This window comes from Caballeronia sp. LjRoot34, from assembly GCF_964253815.1.
GTDB lineage: Bacteria > Pseudomonadota > Gammaproteobacteria > Burkholderiales > Burkholderiaceae > Caballeronia.
In genome coordinates this window covers 3323189-3349377 of sequence record NZ_CAXUSB020000001.1, presented here as the reverse complement: position 1 = coordinate 3349377, position 26189 = coordinate 3323189, and the positions used below count along the sequence as shown (strand labels likewise).

17 protein-coding genes are annotated in these 26189 nt (G+C 55.3%); 13 read left to right on the top strand and 4 right to left on the bottom strand.

Annotated features, from left to right (window positions below; genetic code table 11):
• Positions 1–54: 54 nt before the first annotated feature.
• From ACSQ36_RS15000 to ACSQ36_RS14975, 6 genes are all read left to right on the top strand, one after another.
• Positions 55–411 carry a ligand-binding protein SH3 gene (locus tag ACSQ36_RS15000; RefSeq protein ID WP_436182472.1) on the top strand — a complete coding sequence of 119 codons (357 nt, stop codon included), beginning with the start codon at positions 55–57 and terminating at the stop codon, positions 409–411.
• Between the two features lie 1384 nt (positions 412–1795).
• Positions 1796–2911 (top strand): beta-glucosidase, encoded by a 1116-nt coding sequence (locus tag ACSQ36_RS14995; protein WP_436183193.1) that lies wholly within the window; start codon positions 1796–1798, stop codon positions 2909–2911.
• 2066 nt (positions 2912–4977) lie between these two features.
• Positions 4978–5172 carry a hypothetical protein gene (locus ACSQ36_RS14990; RefSeq protein WP_436182471.1) on the top strand — a complete coding sequence of 65 codons (195 nt, stop codon included), beginning with the start codon at positions 4978–4980 and terminating at the stop codon, positions 5170–5172.
• A 477-nt stretch (positions 5173–5649) separates the two neighbouring features.
• Complete coding sequence (locus tag ACSQ36_RS14985; RefSeq protein WP_436182470.1) at positions 5650–6804, top strand: glycosyltransferase; 1155 nt, start codon at positions 5650–5652, stop codon at positions 6802–6804.
• Between the two features lie 29 nt (positions 6805–6833).
• Positions 6834–7913: a glycosyltransferase family 4 protein gene (locus ACSQ36_RS14980; RefSeq protein ID WP_436182469.1), complete on the top strand. Its 1080-nt coding sequence runs from the start codon at positions 6834–6836 to the stop codon at positions 7911–7913.
• A 251-nt stretch (positions 7914–8164) separates the two neighbouring features.
• A complete protein-coding gene (locus tag ACSQ36_RS14975; RefSeq protein WP_436182468.1) occupies positions 8165–9361 on the top strand; it encodes a glycosyltransferase in 1197 nt (398 codons plus the stop codon).
• On the opposite strand, the gene ACSQ36_RS14970 is transcribed toward ACSQ36_RS14975, so the two are convergent.
• From ACSQ36_RS14970 to ACSQ36_RS14955, 4 genes are all read right to left on the bottom strand, one after another.
• Positions 9302–10771 carry an MOP flippase family protein gene (locus ACSQ36_RS14970; RefSeq protein WP_436182467.1) on the bottom strand — a complete coding sequence of 490 codons (1470 nt, stop codon included), beginning with the start codon at positions 10769–10771 and terminating at the stop codon, positions 9302–9304. The genes ACSQ36_RS14975 and ACSQ36_RS14970 overlap by 60 nt on opposite strands.
• A 195-nt stretch (positions 10772–10966) precedes the next feature.
• Positions 10967–13225 (bottom strand): polysaccharide biosynthesis tyrosine autokinase, encoded by a 2259-nt coding sequence (locus tag ACSQ36_RS14965; RefSeq protein ID WP_436182466.1) that lies wholly within the window; start codon positions 13223–13225, stop codon positions 10967–10969.
• Between the two features lie 115 nt (positions 13226–13340).
• Positions 13341–14654, bottom strand: a complete 1314-nt coding sequence (locus ACSQ36_RS14960; RefSeq protein ID WP_436182465.1) for a cellulase family glycosylhydrolase — start codon at positions 14652–14654, stop codon at positions 13341–13343.
• Positions 14651–15973 (bottom strand): hypothetical protein, encoded by a 1323-nt coding sequence (locus tag ACSQ36_RS14955; RefSeq protein WP_436182464.1) that lies wholly within the window; start codon positions 15971–15973, stop codon positions 14651–14653. The genes ACSQ36_RS14960 and ACSQ36_RS14955 overlap by 4 nt, the downstream gene beginning before the upstream one ends.
• Before the next feature lie 626 nt (positions 15974–16599).
• Here ACSQ36_RS14955 and ACSQ36_RS14950 point away from each other — a divergent pair.
• From ACSQ36_RS14950 to ACSQ36_RS14920, 7 genes are all read left to right on the top strand, one after another.
• Positions 16600–17670 carry a glycosyltransferase family 2 protein gene (locus tag ACSQ36_RS14950; RefSeq protein ID WP_436182461.1) on the top strand — a complete coding sequence of 357 codons (1071 nt, stop codon included), beginning with the start codon at positions 16600–16602 and terminating at the stop codon, positions 17668–17670.
• Between the two features lie 439 nt (positions 17671–18109).
• Entirely contained in the window at positions 18110–19198 is a 1089-nt protein-coding gene (locus tag ACSQ36_RS14945; protein ID WP_436182463.1) for a glycosyltransferase family 2 protein, read from the top strand.
• Positions 19199–19439: 241 nt separating this feature from the next.
• Entirely contained in the window at positions 19440–20420 is a 981-nt protein-coding gene (locus tag ACSQ36_RS14940; protein WP_436183192.1) for a glycosyltransferase family 2 protein, read from the top strand.
• A 63-nt stretch (positions 20421–20483) separates the two neighbouring features.
• Positions 20484–21290, top strand: coding sequence for an FkbM family methyltransferase (locus ACSQ36_RS14935; RefSeq protein WP_436182462.1), 807 nt, complete (start codon positions 20484–20486; stop codon positions 21288–21290).
• A 366-nt stretch (positions 21291–21656) separates the two neighbouring features.
• Positions 21657–22727, top strand: a complete 1071-nt coding sequence (locus tag ACSQ36_RS14930) for a glycosyltransferase family 2 protein (RefSeq protein WP_436182461.1) — start codon at positions 21657–21659, stop codon at positions 22725–22727.
• A gap of 77 nt (positions 22728–22804) precedes the next feature.
• Positions 22805–24295 (top strand): N,N-dimethylformamidase beta subunit family domain-containing protein, encoded by a 1491-nt coding sequence (locus ACSQ36_RS14925; protein WP_436182460.1) that lies wholly within the window; start codon positions 22805–22807, stop codon positions 24293–24295.
• 533 nt (positions 24296–24828) lie between these two features.
• Positions 24829–25860, top strand: a complete 1032-nt coding sequence (locus ACSQ36_RS14920; RefSeq protein WP_436182459.1) for a glycosyltransferase family 9 protein — start codon at positions 24829–24831, stop codon at positions 25858–25860.
• Positions 25861–26189 lie beyond the last annotated feature (329 nt).

The window sequence follows — 26189 nt, the reverse complement described above, 5'->3', positions numbered from 1 at the left end:
ATAACGGCGCGGGGCGCCGGCTCAATAACAACGAATAACAACGAATAGTGACGGATGGCGATCTTTCTTCTTTTTGCGGCCGGCACGTTCAGCGCGGTTGCCAGTATCCTGCTGCGCGTTGCGGCGACAATGAACACGACACTGGTTTCGGGAGGCCTTGTGTCGCTGGGTACGCTGACCAGCGGGCCGATGCTGATGCGCGCGGGCGCGATCGGCGCGTACGGCGGAGGTTTCGTCCTGTACGCGATTGCGTTGCGGCGAGTCGAACTGAGCGTCGCGTACCCGCTGATGGTCGGCATCACGATCATCGAGTTGTTCGGCTATGGCCTGTTCGCTGGCGAAGCAGTGACGGTCAAAGCTGTGGCCGGCGCGGCGCTACTCGCGGCCGGCATCTATCTGATCTATTCCTGACCCCGCGTTCCGCATGTTGCTGCAAAATACAGCGCCAGCGCAAGAGCCTTCGCTGATTGTTGGCGGCACAGGACTGAGCCGCCCGGCGTCAGAGGTTGGTCTCCTGTTACCAATCCCGGCTCCTTGTCCACCGGATCGGTCACACGCCCCTTGATTAATCGTTGTGACCGCGGGCTGCATCACCGGAGCGTGCCAAGAATCGTCCTCTACCATCGATGAGATTTCCGCCGTCGACGACTACTGCATAAATCATAAGGACTCCAAATTCTAGCTCCTGATTCGCCGGTTCGCTACCGAGCCTAGCCGTTGTGATGAGTCCGGCCATATCTGCCGCCGCGCCGCTGAAGACATAAACTTTCCAGGCCACGCCGCGCAAAGTTGACTCCCGCCCGCTGCGGGCCTCCCGCGTGGGTGCCTATGCCAGTTGTATCGTGCCGAACCTGACCTATCCCGCGAGCAGCTTAACAATCGTACACATCGTATGCCAGACACTGGGACGGCGGCCGCCCGCTGCGCTGCCGACAAAGCTTTTGTACGGATCCTTATTCTGGCGCTTGAGGCCGTGCGACATCGAATCTAGTTCGATCGATCCGATTGCCGATTCTTCGCCGTGCTGAAAATGCGGGCACCGTGTACTTGCCAAAAATCGTTCAATTTTGGAACATGCTTCTTATCAACTAAATTGCTTTAGTCTAATCAATCCCTAAATTAGACCTAAAAAGTCCTAAACAGGGTGTCGTTTGCTTATTTTTTAGTATTTATTAATATGATGATGGTAAATAGTGCTACCTAATAGTCATACGTTACAAGGTGTTACGTGTTTTTTACTGTCAAAAAACGTTTCATTTGTGTAACATTCATTTTGACAACCGGGACAGAACGCCCGTTCTCTAAATCGCCACGTTTTTATCGTTGCGCACAGGCGGTCCCGCCAGTCTTTCCTCCTGATTCAGTCGCTACCGAGTTCCCACAGGGCGCTTGGGGCGAACGTTTGCTTGGTTCAGGTCCGTCCCAACGATTACTGGCCGTTCAAATGAAATTTCACTCTTTGTCTAGTTATTCAATTTATTTCGTTTTACTAATTTTAACGGCTTGCGGCGGTGGGAGCAGTGACCCCACGAATGCCGTCGCCAACGCTGTCGATCCCGCTTCGGTGGTTGATATCGGCAAGCATCCGGCCTCAGTCAGCGGCACCGCGATTCCACCGGCCATTTCAATAAGCGACGCATCAGGCGCGGTCTGGACGGTGAAGAACGGCGTGGTCTATAGGGCCACTCAGAAAGCGGGCTTTACCGAGAATGTGACGCTGCTACTCTGGTACGCGGGCAAGATCTATCAGGAGAACATCGACAGCCTCTGGTGGGCCTGGCAGAACAACGCATGGGTGGCGTCGGCTGATCCGCGTCCTGCCGCTGTTACGCCCCCGGTGACGACGCCCGCCGCCCCGACTACCCCGGCCTCGTCTACGTCTCCGGCCTCGTCAACATCTACAACGGGTGCGCCTGCGCCTGCTTCGTCGCCCGCGACTGCACCAACAACCGCGACGTCAACACCGGCTACAGCGATTCCGTTTTTCGGCATCAACGAGCATTACAACTACGGCGGCATTTACACGTCCGTGCCGCTCGGCACTCAAGCTGCAACGCTTGCCGACCTGGGAATGACGGGCGATCGACAGGATATTCATACAGCCGGGCAAATAGATGCCATCGCAGATACGGCTATGCCTGGACTGGGCTCAAAAATAACAGTCATACCCATGATCGATGCCTACCCCTGGGATGACCCCTCGTTGAATGGGGCGACGCCGACCGAGGCGAGCGCTTACGCGTACGCCTACACTATGGCGGCCTACGCAGCGACCAAGCTCAAGGGTGTCCCGGTAGTCGAATTTGGCAACGAGTACGACCTGGATGGCCACAATGGCCCGATTGCGAGCGATGGCGAAAACGTTTCGGATTACGACAACACTTATTGGGCGGTTTGGCGTGGCGCATTGCGCGGTGACGAAGACGGCTGGCGTTCGGTCGATACAGGGCACGTCACCAAGATCATTGCGAATGCAACGTCGGGATGGCTGCATTTCGGTTTTCTCGATGGCCTGATGACCGGTACTCAGCCGGACGGGTCAACCGGCCATCCCAAGATCACGCCTGACATCATTCAGTGGCACTGGTATTCAGACGGCGGTGATTTTGAAAATGCGTATGGTGTCTCTGGCACGTACAACGTCCTCGCACGGCTGAAGGCGAGCTACAACCTGCCGATCATGTTCACCGAAATTGGAGTCGATCCGGACTTCACGACTGCGCAGGCGCAGGCGTATATCGCCCAAACCATTCCAGAACTCTTTGCGGCTAAAGCCACCTACAACGTGGTTGGCTTCAACTGGTATGAACTGTACGACGATCCCACCGGTACGTACGGGCTGTTGACGAGCAGCACAGCCAAGAAACCAATTTACACGTCGATGAAATCGGCCATCGCGGGGTCGCATTGAGCAGGTTCTTGACTGAGTGACAGGCGGGGGGCGTACTTTGGCTTGATGATGTTGCCTCCAATTCGTCGCCCGTTGGTTCATAAATTCGATGTGGCGGGCGAGTCGTTCACGGCCCCAGCTGAGTCGGCGATGCAATCCGCCCGATACAGCAGCGGTATGCGCCATGCGATGCCGTTTGCCGAACGTAATCCCGCGCGGTAACTGATGGCGGCAAGGCTCTTTTTTGCCTTGCCACCTCCAGTCTCGGAACACGGGAGATTGGAGCTGCGACCTGCTGCACGACCGGTCGTTGCCTGTTCGATTAGCGGGAGTATCCTTGCGGTTGAGCGCGGCGCGAAGTTACTGATCGCAACAGGATGCTGCCTGAAAGTCACACTTCCCAGCACGGCTGTCGGTTCGGCTGATAGCCATATATCGTTCAACTGCCCAATTTCAACAAGGTCGATTTATTCGTCTGTACTCCGAAGGTTGACGGTAAAAGCCATGTCTGGGACATGAGGCCATTGTCGATAATAGTTCGTTGCGGTACGTCTACGACGAGGATCGCGGCCATCGAGTTATCGGCCCACCTTTGTAGTACCGTCCTTTGTGGTGCCGCTATCAGTATCATTGTGCGATGACTTGGCGACCTTGCTATTTTTTGATCTTCTGCGTCGGGCCAGAATTCTGTCAACTGATTCAAACACAAACATGCAAAGGGACAATACAAGAAATTGACCAAGGATCAGAGCAACAGAGTACGCGCGCTTGATTGGTGACATAGCCAGCTCCGTCGGTCTTCGCACACTCGTGCTGCTGCTCTAGCCAGCAGGAGCACGGGAACCGGTATGAACAATCGCTGCAAGAGACACCGTAGCTTGTCGCGAGGCGGTTGCCGATGAAAGACAGCGACCTGAACAATTGCCGATCCACAATATTTCAGACACTATTAAATCATCATACTAACGCAGTTTAGAAATTGCAATTCGCGCTGAGGAAACATAGCCCTGATGTGAGGCTTGCAAACCGTCTAGGGGTGAAGGGCGTCGAAGATCCCTATGAAATGCGTTATCTAGCGATCACATGATCGGAGGCGGCGCCGCATGCGCTTCGGGACGAAGTCAGCGAGGCGCAAGTGAATAAGGGGGCGATCTCGCAAGACCGCTCGAAGCAGGGTTGGGACATGACTAGCCAACTGATTGAACGGCAGATGACAGCGCGCGGCTTAGCGCGGCAGGACCTCGTGCCGACTGCCAGATGATGAGCATTGATGGTCTACGCTGGATGTGGCGGATGAGCATACGCGCAGGCGGCTGGTTATCGACAAGGGGGATGCAGTGAAGCCGAATCATTTGCAGATCAGCTTTGCTGCAACTGCTGCGTGAGTAAGTCCACGCGTTGATGTTCGCGCATGCGGTGATTTGTCGTCTGATATCCGAGGCGGCGCGGTGTCCGAAAGCTTTAACTACCGTTAATTTATTCGTACACCGAAATTATATTTGGCCGACGCGTCAGCCATCCCCTCCGAGCAGTCGCAAGTTGGAGAGCCAGCTCGCTCACCGAAATTGCCCGGCGCTGCGCAATGCAGATCTGAAGCAAGCGCAATCCGCGTGGTATCGGTGTGGCGTGACACGGCAGATGTCAAAATTTTTGATTGTCGACGCGACGACGACTCAGTAAGGGCATCACGCCGGAAACTTCTAATCCAGCGAACAGTATCGCGCTCAAGGCCGAGAAAACGTTTGCTTCTAGATATCCTGCCCATGATTTCCTACGAACCAGGCTTAAGGAGTTAAGGAGACGGCCACCAATTCGTCGTGTCCATGGGTTCAACCTTTGTGATCAGTAAGCAACCTTACTCGAAGAATTGAGGATATAAGTTCATATTTCCTCTGCAGAAGTTATCGATGCTGCATATATTTAAAAATGAACATTTCTGGTTGATTTGTTTTGTAATATTATTACTTCAATTTGGGGTGCCGATTCACATTTCCGATGCGTTATGTGCTATACCGCACGGAGCGCTGCTATTCGTACAGACAACATGAAACCTGAGTTCAGCGTAAGCTTTAAAAGGGCGTCGAGGTATGAGATCGAACGATTTAGCCATCGAACGCGTAAAAAAAATAGTTGATCAAGCGGAAAGCCTGCGCATGATGTCAGCTGCTGTTCCAGTGAGTGATTTAAAGACACTTTTGCTGTTTTTTGACCTCGCTGGTACGGCAGAATTCGGGGGTTCCCGTCAAGCCGGTGTCGAATCGCTAACTCGCCGAATTAAGTGAATTCTTTACTTTGCGTCCATTGGACCCATTGCGGAAACATCGGTCTGATTAACGTGATCATAGAATAAAACTACTGCGAAGTGTTTTATTCATATTTTAGACTGGAAAGGTAATAATTGTTTTTCGCTGTTTCGTAATATGTCGGATATATGCAAGCCGTAGTTTCTGTTTCGACTTGCTAACGTTAAAGAATTTGATTAAATAAGCGCTACCTAAAACGCCAGAATTTTTGGATGAGCGCACGCCCTGAAATCCGACGGAGCTATTAATCCTATGCACATATACGCCTTGTGCCGTATTGGTCTGCGGAGAACGAGCTTAGGCAGGAGAAGTCACCCTGGGCGCGCGCCCTAGGGCTGAACCGCCGATTGCGCGAAAGGACACTCCGAAAGGACACTCGCTTGAGGAACGATCTATCGTCGGTGCCAACCTGAATAGCGGATGGCTGCGAACGCCTTGCATACGTGAAATCGAGAGATGCATATGAAAGGAGTCGTCCATATCACCGAGGCTTTTGGAGGGGGGGTTCTTTCGATGCTGACCCAGCTCTCCAATCGGTCTGCGGCAGCAGGTGTCGAAGTGACGGTCCTTTATTCACTGCGAGGGGAAACGCCAAAAAATTTCGCGAATTTGTTTCATCCGACAGTTAATCTGATTCACGTCAGCATGTTCAGGGAAGTGAATTTCAAGAAAGATTGGGTCAGTCTATGGGAGTTGATCAAAAATCTTCGCCGCTGCAACCCTGCGGTAGTTCATCTTCATTCGTCGAAAGCGGGAGTGCTGGGTCGTGTTGCCGCCAGGATCGCCACGCCGAGCGCGAAGGTCTTGTATTCCCCGCACGGGCTTTCATTTTTACGTCGCGACGTATCTCCATCGAGGCAACTTGCCTATCTGATCTTTGAACGGATGGCGGAGCGCATGGGGGGAACCATCGTCGCCTGCTCAAACAGCGAGTTCAGAGAAATCAAGGAAAAGGTCCACGCTCGAGATATAGCGTTGATTGAAAACGGCGTTAACGTGGCTGAGATTCCGGTGCGTCGCGCTCGCGATGACGGGAAGGTCGTGATCGGAATGAGTGGGCGTGCCTCCTTCCAGAAAAACCACGAGGCGTTTGCGAGCCTTGCAAACATGATGCATAGCCCCACGGTCACGTTCCTCTGGATAGGCGGCAACATGGCCGAGGTGCCCGATCCTCGGCGAAACCTCGCGATTTCCTGTAGCGGCTGGGTGACCCGGGCGCGCGCATTGGAGTTGATGTCGGAGTTGGACATCTACGTGCAAACGTCCCGCTGGGAAGGCATGCCTCTGGCGGTGATCGAGGCCCAGGTTGCCGGCATACCGGCGGTCGTGACGGATGTCGTTGGCAACCGTGACGCGGTCCTTCACGGTGTCACTGGATTCGTCGCATCAAGTACAGAGGAAATGGCTAAATACGTGGCCATTCTGCGCGACGATTGGCAACTCAGGAAAAGGATGGGCGCTGCGGCAAGACAGTCAGCAAGCCTTCGGTTTTCAATGGATGCCATATTTCGGGAGTGGCTTGCGTTGTACGACCTGGCCGTGGAGAAGCAGCTTAGGGCAGCTAAGGATGTCAATCAGGTCGGCTCGTGCAATGTTACTCGCGAGTTCTGATCCTCAGGATGGATGGTAAATATATGGATATGCTCGCAAGACCCCATAAGCAACTAATCTACAACGGTCGGTTCACCAGTCAAAAGACGACCGGGGTGCAACGAGTAGCGCGGGAATTAATCGCCGCGCTCGTCCAGTTGTCGCACGACGGCGACGTCACGGTCGTCGTTCCGCCGCAGCAAGGAATCGTACCCGTGAGCGGCACCAAGACAGTTAAAATGGGCTTTGGCAAAGGCGTGATCTGGGAACAACTGGTGCTCCCATTGTTTGCGGGCCGGTGCCGCATTGTCAATCTCAGCAACTCGGGATCAATTTTTCGCGGCAACCAGGTCATCTTTATGACCGATGCGGCTGTGTTCGATACGCCGGCGCATTTCTCCTGGCGTTTCAGGACCTGGTACCGAATCATGTTCTGGATTCTCGCGCGGACTTCCAGTTGCGTACTGACCAATTCCAATTTCTCTCGAGACCGTCTCGCGCATCACTGCGGTGTGGCCGCCGCGCGGATTGGCGTAGTGCCCCTTGGTGCAGACCACCTCGACCCGATAGTGGCGGACACGAGTGTGCTGCAGGAGCACGCCTTGTTGCCGAGCCGCTTTGTGCTTGCGGTCAGCAGCATGAACCCGACGAAGAACTTCGCGCGGCTGGTCGCTGCGTTTCGAAAGATAGACGATCCCTCGATCGATCTTGTCATTGTCGGTATGAAGAATACGACCGTGTTTGGAAATGCGCACGAAATGTTGGAAGTCGCGCCGAACATAAAACATGTCGGGTATATAAGCGACGAAAAGCTTAAGGCGTTATATCAACATGCAAACTGCTTCCTATATCCGTCGCTCTACGAGGGTTTTGGAATTCCACCCCTCGAAGCGATGCGAAATGGTTGCCCGACCCTCGTGGGCCGGGCGGCGGCATTACCGGAAACCTGTGCAGACGCAGCCCTTTATTGCGACCCCGAATCGTTAGATGACATTGCTGGCAAATTGCGCGAGCTGTTGAATTCCGACTCGCTCAGGGCGGACCTGATACGCCGCGGCCATTTGCACGCTGACAAATATCGATGGGCCACAAGTGCAAGGATGCTGACGGAAATCATCACGGGGCTTTGACCGAGGACGCTAATGCTCTTGGCTCGTCTATCGAAATCCGTAAGCCGAGCGATCGTCGCCGATGACCCTTCGACCGACGACACTGCGGATTGCGTGGAGGGTGCATCACCGGGTATTCTGTTTTGCTTGCCGACGCCGCTCGTGGCGGATTTCGGGAACCGCTGTATCGAAAACTGAAAGCATAAATGCAGGGCAATCTCGAATCGATTTGCAGTACTTCGTATTACGTCGTGCGCCAGGGGAGAACTTCGGTGAGGCTAGGGATTTATTGCGACTCGGGCGTAAATGGCGGTCACGAGGAAATGCTGAAGCGATTGATTCTCGCGCTCGTCGAGTGCCCGGACATCGAGATTCTGCACATACTGGTGCCGTCCACGAATCAGACACTCTTCGCGCACGTCAAGGCCGTCGCCGACCGGCATAGCGTGGTCAAGGTCATCGCCTTGTCCTGTACTGCCGAATCGATCCACGACAACATTTTCGCCCGGCTGCGGATGACCTGGCGCACTGCCGGGACACTGCGTTCTCTTCATCTATCGAAACTCGTGATCGCTCAAGGCACGATTACTTCGGGGTTGCCGGGCCTGTTGGCCGCGTGGTGGGTACGGACTACCGCCGTAAGCTACCTGCCTCTCATCGATGAGCGTGCGTCCACCGGAACCGGCATGAGCGGACTAATCAAGTGGCTCGTCAAACGCGTCATATATCGGTTGCCGCAAGAGTACATCACGTTGAATGAGCATCTGCGAGGACGGCTCCACGAATTGGCGCCCCGTGCGCGAATCGCCATTCTCGAGAATTATGTCGACAATCGATTCAGCCATGTGGCGCTCACGCGAAGCGCCGCCCGCACTGCGCTCGGACTGCCGGAGGCTGGCAAGTTTATTGTTGCCCAGATCGGCCGAATCAATTTTCAGCAAAAGCGGCAGGACTTCCTGCTCGCGTGCATTGAACGCCACGCGCAGGCGTTTCGAGACACCATCGTGCTCATTGTCGGCGAGGGCAGGGATGCTGCCAGGCTGCAGCGTCTCGTGCAAGCGAGCGAGACGCTATCGAGTTGTGTCAGGATCGTCGGCCCGCAATCCGATGTCTTGCCCTATATCGTTGCTAGCGATGTCGTGGCATTGCCGTCCGCCTATGAAGGCGTACCGCTCGTCATGATTGAGGCGATCCTGGCGGGTCGACCGATTGTGGCATCGGATGTGTCGGGCCTCGACTCCTACTTGCCAGCGTCCTTGCTTTTCCGTATGGACGATGAAGACGCTTTTATCGAAAAGGTCTTTGCCTCCAGCAGGTTTCCCCTTGCCACGTTGACTGAGGCTTTCAAGCGGCGGTTCTCCCGTGAAGCGTTCGACGCGCAGGTGCGCAGTGCGTTATTGTCGGGCGAATCACACGGCAGGCCGGCGGACCATGTTCAACAGAATGGTGCGGACCTCGCCGCAAAGTAAAGACGGGTCGAGAAGGAACGTCGCACCGAACACGATCGCGCCCAGGCAGACTTCGACCACTAGCGCCAGGAAGTGTCCTGCCGCCAAGGTATCCAGTGCCCTCGACGCCACCAGGACGACCGCAACCATTGGGATCGTCATCCTTAAGGGTACGAGGCATGCGCGGAGATACGCTCCGAAGCACGGGCCCAAAACCGGTTTGAGCTTGAGCGTGTAGGTTGGCAGGAATACTGCCGCTTCCACCGCAAGCAGCGCAAAGGCGACGCCGAGCGCGCCGCCAAGGTGGGCGCCAAAAATGATGGCAGGCATCATCACGACAGTCTTGGTCAGGTTGAACCAGAAACTGGTCTTGACGTTGCCCGTCGCCATTAACAGCAACCCGACAGGGTGACCGATACACCGGAATGCTCCCACCACGCAAAGCACTTTTATGACGGGCGAGATCCAGAGCCATTTTTCGCCGAACACGCACGCAACGAAATCTGGCGAAATGACCATCAAGCCAAATACCAGCGGAAAGTTCATCAACGCGATGAGGCCGGTCAGCTTGAAGAAGTTTTGACGGAGCTTGATCTGATCGTCCTGCATGATGGCGAACACAGGAAAAATCACGCGGGTAAAGATTGGATTGAGTCGGGCAGGCAAATTCACGGCGCAATTGGTCGCGAGGTTGTAGCCGCCCAAGGCTACCGCACCCAATGCCCGGCCCGCCACGATTCCACCGAAATTGCCGTTCAGGTAATAGATAATTGAGTCCATCGCCTGATACATGCCGAAGCGAAGGTAAGGCCGGGTCTCCGAAAACTTGAAGTGGAAACTGGGCTTGTATAGCCGGCGTCCATAGAGATTAAGCAGCACGGTACGGGTCAGCTCTGAAGCCAGTGCACCGATGACCGGCGAGTAGGCGCCACAGCCGTGCATGGCAGCTAGCAGCGTTGCGACGAACAACACAGGGCTGCAGGCGAAGCCGATCTTTGACAGCGTATCGAACATCAGTTCGCGCTCCATCAGCGAGTGATATTGCTGGCCGTGCGGCGTGATGATGAACAGCAGGGCAGCGAGACTGATGATGGGCTTTACTTCTGGTGCCGAAAAGAACCATGCCGCCACGCCGCTCCCTGCCAGCAGGACTGCTCCCAGGGTCACTCCCCATAAGACATTCATCCAGTACAAGGACGATAGTTCAGTCCTCGTAATATTTTTTCTCTGCACGATCGCGGTGCTCAAACCCATGTCCAGGAACATATCGGCGAGAGTCGCTACCAGCGAGGCCATGCTTGCCAATCCCAATTCGTGAGGCTGCAGCAGTCGCGCCAGGATCGCAACCAGGACGAATTGGACAGCGATCATGGCGACCATGGACGCTGCAGACCACTTCGCGCCCGAGATCGCTTTAGCTCTTAGTGACATGAAATTCCATTTCTATCGTTGGGGCTTTGCCGTGACAAGCCGACCCACAACAGGATGCCGACGAATAGCAAATTGGCTTCCTATTGTGAATAGCCCGCTGCCCGGTTGCCGACACTAAGCGCATACCAGAGTGCGTGTCTCGTGAGGCAGCCGTTGGATGCGTTCGATCTTCCATGTCCACAACCTCGACGCAAGCTAGTGCTTGACGATATTGAGGCCGTACTCTTCGCGTTCTCCGTATCGCCCCGGCAAGAACCCATTGAAAATATGGCCCCCCACCTTTGCACCGACGTTCTCCAGTCGCCGAAGTGTCTCTTCCAGTTGGCGGGCGCCCGTATAGTCGGCGCGGGAAACCAGCAGAACCAGATCGCAACCCTGCGCGGCGATTGACAAGGCATCACTGACGGGAAGGACGGGCGGTGAATCGATCACCACGAAATCGTAACGTGCACGGAGTGTCGTAAGCATTTCCCGGAATGCGGGGCGCCCGAGCAGCTCTGATGGGTTCAAGGGAGAAGATGCGCCAGCGTGCAACATCGACAGGCTGCTCTGATCAACCCTGGTAATAGCATCTTCGAGCTGTACGGTTCCCGCAAGCACCTCGGCCAGACCCGCTCCCCTTTGACCATTCAACAGACTGCTAAGGCGTCCCTGGCGCATGTCGGCATCGATGAGAAGTACGGAGGCGTTTGTTTCGGCGAGCAGGTAAGCAAAGTTGGATGAGACGAAGCTCTTTCCAACGCCCTGGGTCGGGCCGGTGAACAGAATCATCTTGCTCGTCATCTGCCCATCAGTCCCGGCAAGCAATGCTCTCAGACTGCTGCGCAAGGAACGCAACGCTTCAATGCTGGGGTCGGCGGGATTACTCACTGCTAAGAGCTTGGCCGGTGTACCCCGCAGCCGGCGTGGGACGACGCCGTGCCGAAACTGTGCGGAGGATTGCGCGACGACAGCAAGACGCGGGAACTGTGAAATGTGATCAATTTCTTCCGGTGTACGAAGTTCCTTGCGTTTGAGCGATACAAGATGGACCGTGACCGTACTTATGAACAGCCCACCAAGAATCGAACCCAGCAGCACAATCCCCTTTCTCGGCCAGGATGGCTTTTCCGGCGCAACCGCCCAGTCCACCACGCTAACGCCGGGGGCCGTACTTGCAGCCGCCACTTCCAGCTGCTGGGCATTGGTCAGGACACTTGTGTACAACTGCGTAGCGACGGCGACATCGCGGGCGAGCCTGACATATTCACGTTGAGTGCTCGGTAGCTTCGCGGCAGCGTCGGCCGTCTCCTGTATTTCCCGCTTCACCCCGTCAAGTTGCGATACGGCCGTCTCGTAGAGGGGGGTACCGGGGTGATATTTCTGCTGCTGCTCCTCAAGGGCGAGTTCCAGAAGAGTCTTATGTTCGGCAAGGGTACTCATGCGCGTTATCAGCGCGTAACTTTGCTGATCCTTGTCGATGGTCTGCGTCTCCGTGCGGTAATTGTTGAGACGGTCCTCCGCGGTTTCCAGGTCGTTTTTCAGCACTGGCAGGCGCCGACGCAGAAAGTCGAGGCTCAGTTGCGCCTGCTCTGCGCGATACTCGATGTCACGCTTCAAATATGTCTTCACGATGGCGTTGACCATCATTTGCGCGCTAAGAGGCGTGTCTGCTTGATAACTCAGCCTCATTATCGAAGGATCCCTGGTCGAGGAATCGCGGCTGGATACAGACGTTCTCAGTTGGCTGCCGACGCTGTCGTAGACCATCTGCTCGGACAGTCTGCGGATGGTGAACTCCACGCCGGGTCGTGCGCGCAGCGTGTCGATGCGCAACTCCCCGGGGGCATCCCCCTCGGGCGTTGCAACGTTGAACGCCACCAACTGTCCAACGCGGCCGTGTGCCAGCGGAACGTCGGCTTTGTCGTACAACGTCCATTGCCCCGCTGCGCCTGCCACAACGCGAAATTTATCCCCAAGGACTGCAGACGGTACCGTGAAGATGCCAGGCTTCAGTAGTTCGCCGCCCCAAGCGTATCCGCTTAGACCCATAAGCGGTGGCGCTAGCTGACTGTCGCCGACGTGGTGGGACGCGAGATACTGCCCAATCAACGGGAAGTGGCTTTCCGTTTGGACAGTAATTTCGGTGCCGGTTTGAGCAATCGCGGCCCCGACGATAGATCTCGAGGTCAGAACATCGCTTTCATCGCTTGCGGATATATCTGCCGGCATTGCTCCCGACACATCCGATAGTGCGCTGATCGAAGAGCCGGGTTTGCTTTGGACCCGCAGCAGAGCCTCGGCGCGGTACTGAGGTGTCGCGTGCAGAATGTACAGTGCGCCCACGGCACAAAACGCGCCGGTGATCCCTATAAATAAGCGTTTATGTCGAACTACGCTCCGCCATAGATCGAGAAGCCCATCGCTTCTCTTTGGAAGTGCGGTGAACGACGACTGCCCGATATACGAACCCATGTCAGATCCCTGCAATAAAGAACATAAGGGCCGAGCCCATTGGCAGCACAAGCTTTCGGCAATCAGATATTCGCGCGCCGTTGAGATATTTCCGACGCCGGTCAAACGTGTTTGTCTATGAAGGAACGCTGATGAAAACCGGCCCGAGTGATTCCGTCACCACCAGGACGCCGGGCGTCGCCCGCGCAGCGCCGTACATGTCGGTCACGGTCGCGCTACTGGGCAATGAGGACGTGTCCACGTTCATCGTATTGCCGTCGCCATAGCACCAGATCACATATTTGGTCGCGCTTGTCGTGGTTAGCTTCAAAATGACATAGTCGTTGCTCGTGTCATTGAAATATCGGGCGCCGGTAGCGTTTGCCGTGAAGGAAAACAAATGTTTCGTTGCGTTGTAGGCGGGCAGTTTCGTGTTGTCCGCATCCAGCAGTCCAAAGTTGTGTTCCCTGTCCTTTGGGTTTGTCCCGTCGTTACGCATGTCGTAATACGACGTAAGCCCGATCTGCGATATCCAGTCCACCAGGAATCGACGCACTGCATAGTTGGCCTGAAGCGCACGCGCTTTCGCCGAGTGGCCGTCCGCGATCGTCGACACATAGTCATAGCCGTAACTTGGGTACGACCATTCAGTTGCCCATATCTGCGGAACCTTGTGATACGTCGACAGATCTCCAGCCAAAGAGCGGTAATCGTTAAATACGGTCTCCGGATCTTGCTGCCGGTACGGATGGACGCTTACCGCATCCGGCCCCGCTTGCGTTGCGCTGATGTCTCCGACGGAACGGATAAAATTGCGATCGACTTGCTGAACACCTCCCGTGGCAATCGTGACATGTGGATTGGCTGCTTTGGCCGCCTTGACGGCAGTCTTCAGCAGATTCCGATACGCGGAGGGCGAGGGCTCGGCCAACCAATAGGTTTTGTGATCCTCCTCGTTCCACACCTCGAAGCGGACAGCGGCGTTCCTGTAATGAAGCGTTGATTGATACACATAGGTATAGAACGCCGCAAGTTGGGTCGTTGTCGTCGGTGGCTGGTCTGGGCTGTATAGGTAATGCTTGTACCCAAGAATGAAAAGCGCTCCCAACTTGCGTGCCGCGAGATTCGAAACAAGCGTGTCAAATGTGGAGAAGTGCCACCCATCGGCAGCCTCTACCGTCTCCCAATAGAAGTCCGTGCGAACGAACGAGAATCCCACGTCCTTAACCGCATCCAGCAAGTGCGTGTCATTGATCTCGTGGATCGCTACACCCGTGTCGGCACGAGATGCCGCAAACGCAGGCAGTGCAATGTATGGTTTCTCAGAGGAGTCGCGCGCCCCGTCCGGCGCTACAGTCGGCGCTGCCAAAGTCGGAAGAGCATGTAGCAGCAAGGAACTCATCAAGGCCATGATTGCTCGACGGAATAAATCATCTGTTTGACTCTTCATCCGAGAGGTTCCGTTTTCGCGCCGGTCGAGCTCCACGCGCCACATAACTCCGGATCGGTTGCTGGCGCGTTTCGACATAAGTCGCTTTCCGTTGATTTGGGGGCGCGACTGTGCGAGCGGATCAACGGAAGCGGCGACCCTTGCGTACCTATCCACATAAACTTGATGGTGACACCGAAAAATAAAAGACAACCAATCGATTCACAAATATCCGTCGTGACGCCGCTGGCTAACAAAAAAAACAACATGAGCCAAGCGGGCCTGTCTTCCGGCTCGCGGGAAAGTACGAACCTTGTTAGCAGCAGCGCGAGGAGAACGGCTCCGAGGACGCCAAAATTGGCGATCGTATAGAGCGCCATGTTGTCCGCATAACTGACGTTGAAACCAAAATTGCCCCAGTAGTAACTGGTTGCGGACCCAAATCCGCCAGGTCCAATTCCTAACCAGATGAGATTTTCTCTAACCATGCCTTCCAATATGCCCGGCCATGTGTTGAACATCCGGTCCCCGAACGAAGACAGCGGACCGGATTCGATCACCACATGATTCAGAGCTGAGACGATCGCCAACGAGGCAAGTGGAAGCACGACCGTCAATGTCGCTGCCCAGATGCATGCTTTCTTGATCGTAGGTAGCCGTCCAAAGTGATTTAGCATGACTACAAATGCCAGTGCGATGAGCGTGGTCTTGTTGGTCGTTCCCCAAATGGCGAGGGCCGATGCAGCGAGCAGCACCGATGTGAGGGCGAGCGAGCGCAACCTCGGCAATAGCCATGTAGTCAGTAGCCCCAGCAAGAGGCCCGTTGCCGCGCTGTCACGCCCGAACCCCGGCAGCCGCGGGACCTCACCGACGAAAGAGGCTTTGGCGACGTGCACATCGAACCCTCCTACCATGACGCTCGTCCCGATCCAAGGCAAGGGAGCGAGATAGTTTGCCCATACGCCCGCTATGCACAGCGCCGCGAGTACTGCGAACGCGATCCGTGCGCCGGGTCGATTAAGCATTGCGATTGCTTGCGCCGGCGCCAACATGGCAAAAATCATTGGCGACATTGTCCATATCCAAAACCCCACGGCTCCCTGATCGATTCCGTTGAACAGCGACACGCATGCCTGTACCGCCATGTATAGGGCAGTCAGCACGTGGCTGACCTTAGGCCGTTGCACGACGACGATGACGATCCAGACCAGCATCAGGATTTTGGGCAGATAGGCAACTTGTGCCGCTCCACCAAGCGATGTGTAATACCGGATTACGCCGGACATCACATCGCTTGTAACTGCAATCAAGAAGGTCAGTGCCCAAAGCCGATCTATCATTCGTGCTCCGTTCATTTTTTCGCCATCGCACGACAGCCCGAGATGCCAGACCCTGGACGCTTCTAAAAACGATTGACTTTAGTTCTTTACTTGAGTGATATCCGAGCAAGCAGGCTTGGTACCTTGACCTCTCATGCGGAACCGAGCCGTGCAGACAGGTGAGAGATACTGATTCATATTGTCTACAGTAAGAGGTGAAGCAAGGCGCATTTGACTCGCCCGTCGTATTGGACGCTATTCGCTGTGTCGGCGATGAAAGATCATCCTTCTCGTGGATTTAGCGTATACGCGCTCATAAGCTTGGAATGTACGGCGACGCACGTTTGGCAACGACGCGTAACGCCGAGGTTTATCCATTCATCTGACATGGCTGTACCTGGGACGGAACTTGGTTCAATAGAAAGTAACGCCATGCGGTGAGCGACGTGGCTCCGCGCCGGTAATTCCGCGCTCCATTACAGGCTATTACTCAGTGTGCGTCGGCGTACATTGCGGTATTGCGGGTACTTATAGGATCAGTGGAGGAGACGAGCAAAGGGGTATGGCCGGCACGGCGATCAGCGTTGGGGTTGACGGCTAGATATGGTGGTTTTCGATACGAAACTTCAAACCGCTCGCACCAGCCTATGAAACGGGTCGTTAGCGACATACCTAGGACGTTATTGTCGGTGATTATTCCGGCATATAACGTGGAGGCTTACATCGGCGAGTCTCTCGAGTCGGCCTTGGGGCAAACGTGGATAAATGAGATCGAGCTCATTGTGGTCGATGATGGTTCGACAGACAGCACGCTGGATCGGATTCTTGCAATCCAGGGTACGCGTGAGGGCCACAATATCAAGGTCATTCATCAGGAAAATCGGGGTGTGAGCGCCGCGCGCAACGCAGCGATCGCGCAGGCGAGATCGCCCTATATCGGTTTTCTGGACGCCGACGATATATGGTCGACGAATTTCTCGGATGTAATCATGCCGCTGCTGGATGCGGATGCGGCGGATATCATTGAATTTAACCTGGGCATCATCGATTCCCGGGGACGCATCATCGATCGGATGGAGTTGATCGATCGCGGCTCGGTGGGCTTGCGCGCGGGCGGCACGGCAGCGTTAATGGAGTTTGCGCGCGTGTGCCAGGTTTTCCCGGTGGCCAGGGTGTATAGGCGTGAGTTGTGGGAAGGTATCGAGTTCCCCGCGGGTCGCGTGTATGAAGACCGTTCTGCGATTCCGCTGGTCTACACGCGAGCGCGCACGCTGCACCGTCTTGCGGATGAACTTTATTATTATCGGCGCCGCGCGGGCAGCATTACGCAGACGGCGACGCCGCATACGGTCATGAGCCTTGCGATCTGCGCGGAAGAGGCCCTTGCGCGTTGCGAGGTGGGCGTCCACGCCGGGTACTGGATGGCGATGTTTCACAAGAATTTTGCGCATGCCTGCTTTCAAACGTCGCGCGTTGACGCGGGGGCGTTCCCGGAGTCGATGAGGATTGTCGAGGCGACAGCGGCGCGGTATCGAACGTTCGCCGAGCAGCGTCCGGATGAGCTGCCGCGGTTACGCTTTCACCTGCGGATCTTTACCGAGCGCCGTGTGTTCCAGGCAAAACGTGTAATCAAGCGGGTGTTTGGCCTCGAACTGCGGGCGCCGCCTGCCGCGCCCGCGAGATTGCGCGGCAATGCGCCGCCGGCAGCCAGTGAGTGACTTCGCAAGGCGCATCAGGTATGCAGATATATCCGCTTGAACCGAGTTTTACCGCAGGCGAATGCGTCGAGCTCGCTGTGCAGCCACGTCGCCGGTTTTCCATCGCAATCTATCAGCAGCACAATGATGAGGCGCTGACCAGCCTGAGTGGCATCGTAGCATTCAACACGCTTTAGCGCCTCCGGCTGCAAGCTTTCGGTCATTGGAGCCGTAAGCGTAATCCGCATTGCTCGAGGTTCGACAGGTCTACTACATCGCGTCTGGCAAATCCAGTCAACAATACGACAGAACCGGCGTTTTCCGGATGTTCGACAGCGCACAGAAATAATTAATTGCGTACCCTACTGTGGTTTAGGCATTCTCATTCGTGCCAGATCGGTAGCTGCTTTCAGAGTGGTGCATTGATGGCCCGATCATCAAGATCCGGAGCCTGATATTCATGGTCGCCCATTCCAGGGAAATGATGATAACTACCGCACCGAATGTTCCGAGCGACCGACTTTTGACCGTCGTCGTTCCCGCCTACAATGTTGACGGATATATCGAGGAAGCGTTGAACTCGGTGCTTTCGCAGCGGTGGATTGATGCCATCGAGATCGTCGTCATCGATGACGGCTCGCCGGACTCGACCTATGCAGTAGCCAAGGCGATGGTCGAGCGACACAGTGCCAGTCACATCCGCCTTGTCCATCAAGCCAACATCGGTATCAGCGGAGCGCGCAACGCCGGATTGGCGCTGGTGAGGACGCCTTACTTCACGTTTCTTGATGGTGACGACATCTACTTGCCTGACTTTTCGAGCGTCGTTATGCCGTTGCTCGCCGGCGGCGAGTGGGACATGCTCGAGTACAACGTCACGGTCATAGACGACCGGAGCAGGAAGCTGAAGGACATCGAGCTCGTTCCCCAGGAGCGCGCTGGTGGTCATTCCGTGGATAGGAGCACGCTGATGCATTTTGCAGATCGTTTCCACACGTTCTTGTGGGCGCGTATATATAAAACGGCGCTGTTCCCTCAAGACCCGTTCCCACTCGGTCAACGCTATGAAGACGCGGCAGTGCTCCCATCCGTGTACCTGCGCGCGCGCAATGTATTTCAGATCGCGGAGCCCTTGATTTGCTACCGGCGGCGTTTCGGCAGCATCACGCAGCAGTCACGCGCGCGAGACGTTTACGATTTACAAAAGGCTGGTGAAGAGGCACTGACGCATTGCAATGGTGGCGAGCACGATGATTACTGGCTGACGTTATTTCATCACATGTTTTATCGCGCATGCCACGTTTGCGCACGCGTCGACCGCGCGTCATTTGACGATGCACTTTCTACGCTTCATCAGATGACCGTCGATCATCGGCGGGCGCTGTTCGCATTGCGGCAACGATCTGGGATCAAGCATAAACCTCTGGAACGATTCGAATTGAAACTGCGCGTGGACCGCTCGATTCACCGATTGAAGGGGCAGGCGAAGAAGGTATTGCGCCGCAGCCTTGACCGGCATCAACGGGCCAGGATAGTACCGAAAACATAGCTCATTCACGCTTATTCATTGCTGCACTGGCGTCTGCTCAAAGGCACATTTAGCGCGCACATCCATGCCTGCATCCTGATCTGGTTCAACTACGGCTAAAGATTTCGCGGTGACGCGCGAGTCACATTTGACGACCGTACGCAACTTGGCCGTTGCCAGCATAGTTGGAAGCCGCGACGTGGAATCGCCCATTGCATGGATATCAGCGCGCGTTCGCGCGAGAACAGGGAGTGTGGTCAACATGCCGGTGCCAAAAATCAGTATCTTGCTGCCGCTCTACAAGGTCGAGAAATACGTCACTGCTTGCCTGCAGTCTATCCTCGCGCAAACCTCGTGTGATTTCGAGATTATCGCCGTGGACGATTGCAGTCCAGACCGGTCTGGCGAAATCGTGGCCAAGATTCTCGGCGCTCAGAGTGCGATCCCATGGAAGCTGATCACAAACAGCGCCAACATGGGGCTCGCGGAAGCACGCAGGATTGCGGCTAACCGTGCTAGCGGCGACTACGTGTTGTGCGTGGACAGCGACGACTACATCGATCGTAATCTGCTTCGCATCGTGGCCAGTGAAGCGGCACAGTACGATGCTGATATTGTCATCTTTGCGGCAACCAACGTTAACGCAGACGGCTCAGTCAACTATCTCATCGAAACGGGTGACGCCGTGATAACGGGTATTCAGGCCGTCGAAAAAATCCTCGGCCTCTCGCTGCAAGCATATTGCTGGAACAAGCTGGTACGGCGTTCCATCTTCATTCAGGTTGAACATCCTAGCGGCTTGATATACGAGGATATCTGTGTTTCCGTGCAGACGCTTGCACAAGCCAAGACAGTCCGGCTTATTCCAGACCGGCTGTATTTCTATGTCCTACGGGACAACGGAATCTCGACGAGCTTCAACCCGAAGGTGACAGATCTATTTGTCATTCTCGATCTGGTCGAAAAAAAGACCAGGTTGCTTCCGATAGAAGACTATCGGCGTCTATTCTTTCGTCTGAAATATATCTACGGATTTCGGACGATTGCGTTTCAGGCAGCAATGCGGGCGCCGGACTATAAGTCCGCCAAGCCGATCCTGCTTAGCGTCGCGCATAAGCTGCGCTTGGCGCACCTGCGCCGCATGTATGCGGATGACCGGCCCAGGCTGACCTTCGTCATGTGTTTGCTGAAAATTCATCCGCGAATTTTTTACGGCTTTACCAGACGCTTTAGTAATAGGTAGATGATCGCGACAATCTATCGGCCTATTCACTCTTTCGGCAGCCGAACTACACGGAGACCCAACGTGCATGATCTCTTGAAATATACGATTAAAGACATGATGCCCCCAATGCTCCTTCGATGGCTGAGACCGCAAAAGGGTCCTTTCGACATCTGGGGAGCCGCGAAATATGATGTGCATGGACTACGGCTCCCTGGGGGAAAGCATTTTTTTTATCGGCCTTCATTGGCAGACCGAACCGTTTGCAGGCAGGTTTTTTTCCAGCGAGACTATGCGACGGAACATTTGAGGCGAGCACAAGAGATCAATGACTTCTACAAGGAGTGTCACGACCCCATCATTGTCGATGCGGGCGCCAACATCGGTGCCGCTGCGGTCTGGTTTGCGTTGACCTATCCAAACGCAACCATTCTCGCCGTCGAACCCGACATCGCGAATTATGAGGTACTTAAACGCAACTCGGTTTCCTTTCCTGCGGTTGTGCCACTGAACGCGGCCATTGCTTCAAAGCCAGGGACGCTTTATTTAAACGATCCGGGTTTGGGCGCTTGGGCATTTCGTACTGCGGCGACGCCCGCGGAGCGGTCTTACCCGGTTGAGGCAATGACGCTCGAACAGGTTATGGCCAGGTCGCACGGAACGCCATTCATTTTGAAAATTGATATTGAGGGCGCGGAGTCGGACTTGTTCTCACGTCACACCGACGAATTGGATCGGTTTCCGCTAGTTATTATTGAGTTGCACGATTGGCTGCTCCCCCGAGAATCGAATAGCTCCAACTTCTTGAAATGGCACGTCGAAAAGGGGCGAGACTTTGTGCATTTCGGCGAAAATGTCTTTTCCATTTCTAATACGATACCGCGACTTTGAGCCGGCGCAGAGCGAGTGAACGGTGCATGGAGCGCTAGTTTCAACGACATCTCAGCGATGGATCAATAGTGAATTGGTAATATGAATGATTTTTGGCGCGTCAGATATTAGTTAATAGTTTGGAATGCTAATGAATATAGACCTGTTTCTGATGTTGCTGCCGTAGCATTAATGGAAAATCCGTAGACCTCGGAATTACAAATTATTACTCAGTGTGCGTCGGCGTACATTGCGGTATTGCGGGTACTTATAGGATCAGTGGAGGAGACGAGCAAAGGGGTATGGCCGGCACGGCGATCAGCGTTGGGGTGGACGGCTAGATATGGTGGTTTTCGATACGAAACTTCAAACCGCTCGCACCAGCCTATGAAACGGGTCGTTAGCGACATACCTAGGACGTTATTGTCGGTGATTATTCCGGCATATAACGTGGAGGCTTACATCGGCGAGTCTCTCGAGTCGGCCTTGGGGCAAACGTGGATAAATGAGATCGAGCTCATTGTGGTCGATGATGGTTCGACAGACAGCACGCTGGATCGGATTCTTGCAATCCAGGGTACGCGTGAGGGCCACAATATCAAGGTCATTCATCAGGAAAATCGGGGTGTGAGCGCCGCGCGCAACGCAGCGATCGCGCAGGCGAGATCGCCCTATATCGGTTTTCTGGACGCCGACGATATATGGTCGACGAATTTCTCGGATGTAATCATGCCGCTGCTGGATGCGGATGCGGCGGATATCATTGAATTTAACCTGGGCATCATCGATTCCCGGGGACGCATCATCGATCGGATGGAGTTGATCGATCGCGGCTCGGTGGGCTTGCGCGCGGGCGGCACGGCAGCGTTAATGGAGTTTGCGCGCGTGTGCCAGGTTTTCCCGGTGGCCAGGGTGTATAGGCGTGAGTTGTGGGAAGGTATCGAGTTCCCCGCGGGTCGCGTGTATGAAGACCGTTCTGCGATTCCGCTGGTCTACACGCGAGCGCGCACGCTGCACCGTCTTGCGGATGAACTTTATTATTATCGGCGCCGCGCGGGCAGCATTACGCAGACGGCGACGCCGCATACGGTCATGAGCCTTGCGATCTGCGCGGAAGAGGCCCTTGCGCGTTGCGAGGTGGGCGTCCACGCCGGGTACTGGATGGCGATGTTTCACAAGAATTTTGCGCATGCCTGCTTTCAAACGTCGCGCGTTGACGCGGGGGCGTTCCCGGAGTCGATGAGGATTGTCGAGGCGACAGCGGCGCGGTATCGAACGTTCGCCGAGCAGCGTCCGGATGAGCTGCCGCGGTTACGCTTTCACCTGCGGATCTTTACCGAGCGCCGTGTGTTCCAGGCAAAACGTGTAATCAAGCGGGTGTTTGGCCTCGAACTGCGGGCGCCGCCTGCCGCGCCCGCGAGATTGCGCGGCAATGCGCCGCCGGCAGCCAGTGAGTGACTTCGCAAGGCGCATCAGGTATGCAGATATATCCGCTTGAACCGAGTTTTACCGCAGGCGAATGCGTCGAGCTCGCTGTGCAGCCACGTCGCCGGTTTTCCATCGCAATCTATCAGCAGCACAATGATGAGGCGCTGACCAGCCTGAGCGGCGTCGTCGTCGCGGCCACGAGCAATGTCACGGCTAAGCTGATCAATGGAAAGTATGTGTTCCAGTCGGCCGGCGACAACGTGCCGGTTGCGTTCGATAAAGACTGGGAATGGCCCACCATTACGATCAAGCCGCATACGCCGATGCTCGAGAGCGGGGCTTATGTCGCTGTTGCCTACGAGGTCAGCCCAAGTGGTGAACCGCTGACTGATCTCGGCCGACGGTGCTCGGCGCATCAACCGGTGTTCGGCTGGCCGCCCGACAGCAATGACATGGCTCTGCTCATCGTTCGCCCCCGCAGACCTTCGGCGTCGATCGCGTATGTCATTCCAACCGCTACCTATCATGCATACAATTCGACGGGCGGCGGCTGTTACTACGGGGACCCCATTCACCGAACCTCCCCGGCCTTGAAGGTCAGTCTTCGCCGACCAGGCGGAGGACTTGGCGCTCAGCTCGGTGAACCCGCTGATCCGTATGACCCAAGGTCGCCCCGGCAGCAGTTCACCCATTGGGACGCAAAGTTCATTCGCTGGTTACGCGTTCAAAACCTGGCGTGCGACTTTTACACCGACCTTGACTTGCACCGGGCGACGGATCTCGATTTAGCGAACTATCGATGCATGCTAAGCGTTGGGCACCATGAATATTGGAGCCAGGAGATGCGGGATCATGTCGCCCGCTTTATCGCCGGCGGCGGTAATTTGGCCGTCTTCAGCGGCAATACCTGCTACAGGCCAGTAGATTTTGGTCCGCAAACGCAACATGGCGGCATTAAAGAAATGAACCGGCTTCGGGAGAGCTGGCCGGATTTCAACGAGAGCGATCTGATCGGGTTAAGTTACGGTTATGGCGGCGGAAAATTCGGTGTCTGGCGCCGGCTAAGGGGTGGGTGGGTCAAACGCAAGCGTGAGCCGATCGGTTTCACCGTCCAGCAGGAAAACCATTGGGTATTCGCTGGCACCGGCCTTGAAAATGGCCAGACCTTTGGTGCCGAAGACCATTTGGTCGGCTATGAAGTTGATGGCGTTCCTCCGCTCTCAAACGGGTTCAACACGCTTGCCAGCACTCCGCGTCTCGTTGGTTGGGAGATGGGCGGGATAGGAGCGTTGGGTGTGTATCAGCCTGAATTGAACGCCGGTTCGAAGCAAGGGCTGGTCTTCAATTGCGGTACGACTGATTGGGCGAGGGTTTTGATCGACCCCAACACAAAGAGTCATGTCGTCGTCGCGCAGATCACCCTTAACGTAATTCGCAAATTTCTGGACCTCGGATCTCATCATCCATCGCGGCAAGATTCCGCGCTCGGCGACATGGATACACGCGCCCGTGACGCGGGTGAAGCGCTGGAGGACTTGCGCGACGATGAAGCGACGGAAACGGAAATCTGTGGCTCGCCTCGACGGCAAAGGGAGTGAACGGCGTATCTGAATTTAACTCAGGGTTACCGCACCCGCTTGTCGTGGGCCGTAAGCAAGACCGGCTTGCTCGTTACGGTCGACCTGCCTCGCGATGTTAGAAGTCGCCGACAATAGGATTGAACGGGTCGGCTGCTAGTGTCTTCTTGCTGGTGTTTGGCATTAGCCTCGCAGTTGAACGGGCCGTCGTCACGCATCTCGATGCGATGCTGGCTGAACACACGTCGCTACCGCGTCCGATCGCAACCCCTGAATACCTGCGACCGCGCCGCTATACCAAGATGTCTTCAATCGAAGGGCCGGGCGCCACGCGCTCGCCCAGGCCGTTTTGACCGGCGTGTTAAATTGTATGAATACGGGCTGATATTGAACGGTAAATTGCTACCGTGGCTGATGCAGTTGCGCGCGCTGGCTGACGACGAAGTACGGCGTGACTTGTTCCGCTTGACTCCCGAATATCAGACGACCATACCGCCGAAGTTGCAAAGCGTCCCACCGCTGCGCTCGGCCTTCACAAGGTGACCACACTGCACATGCTCTTGAACGATGTCTCGGCGTTGACAAATGCCGGCTCGCTGCTCTCGCAGCATGACGAGATCGTGGCGCCTTACGATCTCGAAGTAACGGATAGCCATGCCGTGGGTTATCGCGCACTCGGGCTTTCAAACGGCATTCGCAATGCCGCTTTGGCTGAATTCAATCCGGATTACGCAGCTCAGTCGCGTGTACACGTGATTAATGGCATGGGTGTGACACTGGGTGATTCCGTCATCGGCCTTACTGCTCTTACCGCCATCAAGGCCCGGTTTCCGCGCATTTCCTTCACGATTTATCGACCGGCTCATGCGCCCGACTACGTAAAGCGTCTTTACGAGCTAGCCGCACCGTTATTGGGTTCCATTGTGGATTTGCCGGTGAAACTTGACGCAATTACTTACAAAGAATTGGGCGTGGACCTAGGCAATCATTTATTCTGGCCAAAGTTCGCCTCGCTGCCGATGATCGATTTTTTTCTCGATGCAATGGGGATTAAGGCCGACGAAGTCCCAGCTATAGACAAGCGCAATCATTGGCTGCAGAAGCTGGCGCTGCCAAGGCCTCAGGCGCTCAAGGGCGACTATGTGTTGCTGTGCCCGACCGCAAGCACGCCGGTGCGCAGCATTCCAGCATCTATGCACAAGGATCTCGTCGAAGCCTTATGGCAGCGCTACAGGCTTCCCATAGCAGGCTTTGGCGCTATCGATCATATGCTTTACACTGACGTCACTTCGCGAGCGCCCGACACGGCAGATTTCCTTGCGTGGATCAAGCACGCGGCTTATCTGGTGACGCCGGATACAGCTGCCGTTCATATAGCCGCCGGCTTTGATATTCCGACGACGGCATTTTTCACGACCATCGCGCCTGATTTACGGGTGCGCGATTATCCACACTGCAAGGCTGTTTCCTTACCAGTTCCTGAATTGGAAGGCATACAAGCCAGCAACCGGGCATCAGATGTCGAACGGGTCGAACGCGCTTATCGGGCGCTAAGGATAGGCACGGATTTTTCTGGGTTTGCTTAATAGGTGCACCGAAAAGCGTACTGAATACGTCAATCGGTAAATCGGAATAAATTACTCGGAAGTGTAAGAATTATTTGTGATAACGGTCGCTGAAAATCTACTGCTTTGTCATATTCGGGCAAACCATTAGGGTGGTATGCTTCCTGCAATAATCTTCATACGCAAGATGCCAGAGTTGGGTTGTGCGCCGCTTTGGAACCTGTTCTGCACCAGGTAGCGGATTTGATGCAGATTACATGCACCATCTTGTTGTTTTTAGCAAACGTTTGCGAATACCTCGAATTTCTTGATTCATCCGTTTACAGGCGGAAAAAATGCCTGCTACGCTT